This window comes from Nocardioides hungaricus, from assembly GCF_054782915.1.
Map to the genome: position 1 here is coordinate 1 of NZ_BAAGRO010000014.1, position 5,617 is coordinate 5,617.

Annotated in this window: 2 protein-coding genes and 1 CRISPR repeat array; both genes read right to left on the reverse strand. The window is 71.1% G+C overall.

Annotated features, from left to right (window positions below; all coding sequences use genetic code 11):
• Nucleotides 1-101 precede the first annotated feature (101 nt).
• Nucleotides 102-3,789: direct repeats of the CRISPR family, unit length 29 nt; unit sequence GTGCTCCCCGCGTAGGCGGGGATGAGCCC.
• 99 nt (nt 3,790-3,888) lie between these two features.
• The gene (istB, locus tag ACYVKX_RS04810; RefSeq protein WP_460829489.1) at nt 3,889-4,668 is read right to left on the reverse strand and encodes an IS21-like element helper ATPase IstB; all 780 of its coding nucleotides are present in this window, start codon (nt 4,666-4,668) and stop codon (nt 3,889-3,891) included.
• The coding region (locus tag ACYVKX_RS04815; protein ID WP_460829491.1) for a Mu transposase domain-containing protein at nt 4,665-5,617 on the reverse strand (953 nt) is incomplete at its 5' end. The genes istB and ACYVKX_RS04815, both read right to left, overlap by 4 nt.

Below are 5,617 nucleotides of genomic sequence, written 5' to 3' on the forward strand. Positions count from 1 at the left end.
CTAGACAGGAACGGCGTGTTCTCACTCCAAGGCGCGCTCAACCACCCACGGATGCGTCACAAGAGCCCCTTTTCGGCATGGGGATCTCCTTGAGTGAGGGCGTGCTCCCCGCGTAGGCGGGGATGAGCCCCGGAGATAGGTCTTGCCGTTCTCGACGACCACGTGCTCCCCGCGTAGGCGGGGATGAGCCCCGGGTCGAGGTGCCAGGGATTCACACACGCGCGTGCTCCCCGCGTAGGCGGGGATGAGCCCCGGTCTTCGACGCTGGGCGGATCGATGGTGCCGTGCTCCCCGCGTAGGCGGGGATGAGCCCGGGCTGCCGTGCCGCTGGTAACGACGGTAGTGGTGCTCCCCGCGTAGGCGGGGATGAGCCCGCGATGCAGCCGGCCGAAGCCGCAGTCGCACGGTGCTCCCCGCGTAGGCGGGGATGAGCCCAGTTCGGTGGCCAGCCGCTCCTCGGTGACCCGGTGCTCCCCGCGTAGGCGGGGATGAGCCCATCGTCGGCGAGAACCGCACCCTGACCGTCGAGTGCTCCCCGCGTAGGCGGGGATGAGCCCCGCTGCCCGATCCGGCTGCCGATGCAGGCGTGGTGCTCCCCGCGTAGGCGGGGATGAGCCCCCGGGTGCCTGAGATGGGGCGGATGTACGTGCGTGCTCCCCGCGTAGGCGGGGATGAGCCCAGTCGGCCGAGCCAGCGACCTGTGACCGGCGAGTGCTCCCCGCGTAGGCGGGGATGAGCCCACGGGGTACATCGCGGACCCAAAACTCTTTCGGTGCTCCCCGCGTAGGCGGGGATGAGCCCAAGCCCGAGCTCGTCGCGGCCCTCGTGGCCGAGTGCTCCCCGCGTAGGCGGGGATGAGCCCATGATGACCATGTCGGTGGTCCTTTCTGGTTGGTGCTCCCCGCGTAGGCGGGGATGAGCCCCCGACACCGACCTCGGTCCACGAAAAGCCAGTGTGCTCCCCGCGTAGGCGGGGATGAGCCCCGTCGTCGACTCATCCGTCGTGGCGCGGTGGGGTGCTCCCCGCGTAGGCGGGGATGAGCCCTCAAGCCCACGATGGGGATGCGCGCGCTCGCCGTGCTCCCCGCGTAGGCGGGGATGAGCCCTCCCGGAACGGCGGGCCCTCCTTGATGACCACGTGCTCCCCGCGTAGGCGGGGATGAGCCCATGCAGGGGCGCAAGACGCCCAAGGAGCCCAAGTGCTCCCCGCGTAGGCGGGGATGAGCCCTTCCGGCGGATGCTGACGCGCATCCAGTCAGCGTGCTCCCCGCGTAGGCGGGGATGAGCCCTGGCGGAGCCGCCTCCGGCCCCGCCGCCGTTGGTGCTCCCCGCGTAGGCGGGGATGAGCCCTCCAAGAGCAGGCGAAGGCGCTGCGCGACTTCGTGCTCCCCGCGTAGGCGGGGATGAGCCCCGCCCGTGAGAACCGGGGCATCTCCCGCTCGAGTGCTCCCCGCGTAGGCGGGGATGAGCCCTTGGTCGCCACCGACCTCGCGGAGGGACTCGAGTGCTCCCCGCGTAGGCGGGGATGAGCCCTGCTGGCCCAGAGGACGGACCTATCGGTCGAAGTGCTCCCCGCGTAGGCGGGGATGAGCCCGTCTGACGGCCATCGGCGGCCGCGTCGTCGTAGTGCTCCCCGCGTAGGCGGGGATGAGCCCGCGCGATCGACGTCGTCAAGCCCACCGGAGCCGTGCTCCCCGCGTAGGCGGGGATGAGCCCGTCGTCGGCTCGATCCTCGACACGATCCTGTTGTGCTCCCCGCGTAGGCGGGGATGAGCCCTGGCGGAGCCGCCTCCGGCCCCGCCGCCGTTGGTGCTCCCCGCGTAGGCGGGGATGAGCCCAGCCTGATTGACGAGAGCGACTGGACCGCAGGGTGCTCCCCGCGTAGGCGGGGATGAGCCCCGCGCCGCGGCCGACATCGTGCTCGGGCAGGTGTGCTCCCCGCGTAGGCGGGGATGAGCCCATCATCTTCGCTCACCCTTCCAGCAGGTCGCCGTGCTCCCCGCGTAGGCGGGGATGAGCCCGAGAGCCGCACTGAACCCGACTCCAGTGAGTAGTGCTCCCCGCGTAGGCGGGGATGAGCCCGGATTCATGCCAGCAATCATGGAACGCGTTCAGTGCTCCCCGCGTAGGCGGGGATGAGCCCTGCACGCGCTCGCGGGCGGGGATGTCGATGCCGTGCTCCCCGCGTAGGCGGGGATGAGCCCAGCCTCCACCAAGTGCGCAGCCTCGTCCGCACGTGCTCCCCGCGTAGGCGGGGATGAGCCCAGCAGCACCGCCAACCGGCGCCGCCGGGACCGGTGCTCCCCGCGTAGGCGGGGATGAGCCCCCCGCCGGGGCCGGCAAGGTTCTCGCGCAGGAGTGCTCCCCGCGTAGGCGGGGATGAGCCCAAGGAGGTCATCGACGCGGTGTACGGCTCCACGTGCTCCCCGCGTAGGCGGGGATGAGCCCCCCCTGGCGGGAGGTCCCATCTCTCGTGACGGTGCTCCCCGCGTAGGCGGGGATGAGCCCCGAGTGGCGGAGGGTGACGGGCTTCGCGGTGCGTGCTCCCCGCGTAGGCGGGGATGAGCCCTGGGCGCGGGTCGCGGTCGAGACCTACTCCGCGTGCTCCCCGCGTAGGCGGGGATGAGCCCAGCCACGGGCCACCGCCTTCAGGGTTTACGGTGTGCTCCCCGCGTAGGCGGGGATGAGCCCTGGAGTCCATGCTGGCCGACACCATCGACCTGGTGCTCCCCGCGTAGGCGGGGATGAGCCCAACGCATCGCTGGTCTGGCTGCCAGGGGTCTGGTGCTCCCCGCGTAGGCGGGGATGAGCCCCGTCACGAGTGCCCGACCTGCCAGCTGCTCGCGTGCTCCCCGCGTAGGCGGGGATGAGCCCCGCTCGGCGGCCGCGTCGATCTCGGCCAGCAAGTGCTCCCCGCGTAGGCGGGGATGAGCCCATGCGCGGATTCCAGTCCTGCAACAAGGGCGGGTGCTCCCCGCGTAGGCGGGGATGAGCCCAACGAGTCCGTGCAGGCCGTCCTGGAGGTGGTGTGCTCCCCGCGTAGGCGGGGATGAGCCCGCGTTGATCGCGGGCGTGGATGCGACGCTGGCGTGCTCCCCGCGTAGGCGGGGATGAGCCCGAGGTCGTCGGTCATGGTCTGCTCCCTAGATCGTGCTCCCCGCGTAGGCGGGGATGAGCCCTCGCTGACGTACTCGACCGAGGAGTTGCGCCAGTGCTCCCCGCGTAGGCGGGGATGAGCCCGACTACACGCCGATGATGGACCGACCGGCCTAGTGCTCCCCGCGTAGGCGGGGATGAGCCCTGCTCGCTGGTGGCGCCAAGGGTGTTCTTGAGGTGCTCCCCGCGTAGGCGGGGATGAGCCCGGTCGAGGTGGTGCCCTCGGTCTTGAACGCCAGTGCTCCCCGCGTAGGCGGGGATGAGCCCTCCCGCGGCGCGGACGCGGGCGCCCTGGCGGGGTGCTCCCCGCGTAGGCGGGGATGAGCCCAGCCGCGCCGTGGTCGCGTCACTCTCGGCCGGGTGCTCCCCGCGTAGGCGGGGATGAGCCCAGCCGCGCCGTGGTCGCGTCACTCTCGGCCGGGTGCTCCCCGCGTAGGCGGGGATGAGCCCCGGCGATCGGCTCGCCGGCGTCGGGATTGTCGGTGCTCCCCGCGTAGGCGGGGATGAGCCCTTCTACAATCGCGTCTGGATACCCGCCTGCGAGTGCTCCCCGCGTAGGCGGGGATGAGCCCTCCACGACGGCGGCAGCGGCAGCCTCGGGCTGGTGCTCCCCGCGTAGGCGGGGATGAGCCCACAGACGAGTAGGCGGGGATGAGCCCGAGCCAGGTGTCAACGGCCAGGTTGCGGTCCCCGCTGGTGGCCAACTGAAAGTCCCCACCCTTCGCGGTGAGTTCAGCTGGTCTTGAGTCGTGTTCCTCCCTTCGCTCGGGCTTGTCGCATGCGGTAGGAGTCGCCGTCGGTGACGACGGTGTGGCAGTGGTGCAGGAGCCGGTCGAGCATGCTGACCGCGGTGGTGTGCTCGGGCAGGAACCGTCCCCAGGACTCGAAGGGCCAGTGCGATGCGATCCCGAGCGCGCGTCTCTCGTAGGCGGCCGCGACGAACCGGAACAGCATTTGTGCGCCGGTGTCGTCCAGGGGCGCGAACCCGAGTTCGTCGACGAGCACGAGGTCGTTGCGCAGCAGGGTCTCGATGAGCTTCCCGACGCTGTTGTCGGCCAGGCCCCGGTAGAGGGTCTCGACGAGCTCGGCTGCGGTGAAGTACCGGACCCGGTGCCCGGCTTCGACTGCGGCGATCCCCAACGCGATGAGGGTGTGGGACTTCCCGGTGCCGGCGGGTCCGATCAGGCAGACGTTCTCGGCCGCGCGGATCCACTCCAAGGAGGAGAGGTAGTCGAAGGTCGCGGGCGGGATCGAGGAGGCCGCGACGTCGAACTCCTCGAGCGTCTTGGTGACGGGGAACGCGGCTTGCCGCATCCTCGTGCGGGCGTTCGAGGCTTCACGTGAGGCGATCTCTGCCTCGACCAGGGTGCGCAGGAACTCCTCGGGCTTCCACCGCTGGGTCTTCGCGGTCACCAGCAGCTCGGGCGCCAGCCGGCGCATCGCGGCCATCTTCAACCGCTTCAGCCCCTCGTTCAGATCCGGTGGCAGCGGCGGTGGGGGCGTCGCGGTCATGCTCGCTCACCACCCTCGGCGTCAGCACCAATGCGGCCCTCGATGCGATAGGCGTCCAGCGACCTGGTCGGGACCATGGGCAGGGTCATCACCAGCGCCTGCCCGGCCGGCGTGGGGCGGGGTGCGTGCCCGTTGGTGGCCAGGATCGAGCGGACATCGTCGGCCCGCCATCGCCCGAACGCCACCGCCCGCTCAAGCGCCACCAGCAGCGGTTCGGTGCCGTGCGCCGCGGCCAGGGTGAGGACCTCGCCGATCTCAGTGCCCAGCTTGGTCACGCCCGCGGCGGCGGCACCGGTGAGGAACTGCTCGGCGACCGGGCCCAACGCGAGGAACTCCCGCTCGGCAGCGGTGCGTGGACGTGCACCACGGCGTGGGGTGTCAGGACGTGGCCGGTCGTAGTGGGCATCGACGATCGATGTCTCTCCCGGCGCCACCAACTGGTGTTCGGCATGGACCTCGCCGGTCACCGGCTCGACGACCCGCAGCACCCGGTCGCGCTCGTCGACCAGCACCGTCACGGTGGTGCCGATCAGCCGGTTCGGGACCGAGTAGCGCGCCGAGGCGAACCGGATGCAGGACAGCTTGTCGACCTTGCGGGTGATCGGCTTCGGACCGACCTCGAGTCGCAGCGACGGCAACTCACCGAGCAGTTCCCGCTCGGACTCCAGCCGCTCGGCCGGGATGGCGTGGATCTCGCTGTGCCGGCGACCGTTGACCTCGCCGCACCACGCTTGCGCGCGGGCGTTGAGTCCCGCGATCCCCTCAGCCCACGGGTCCTCGTCGAGCTCAAGTGGGACGAGCAGGTCGTCCTTGGCGTAGCCGACCAGGTTCTCCACGATGCCCTTGGACTCCGGGTCGGCGCCGTGGCAGAAGTCGGGCCGGAACCGGTAGTGGGTCGCGAACCGGACGTAGTCGGGTGCGGGGACCACGACGTTCGCGACCACGCCGC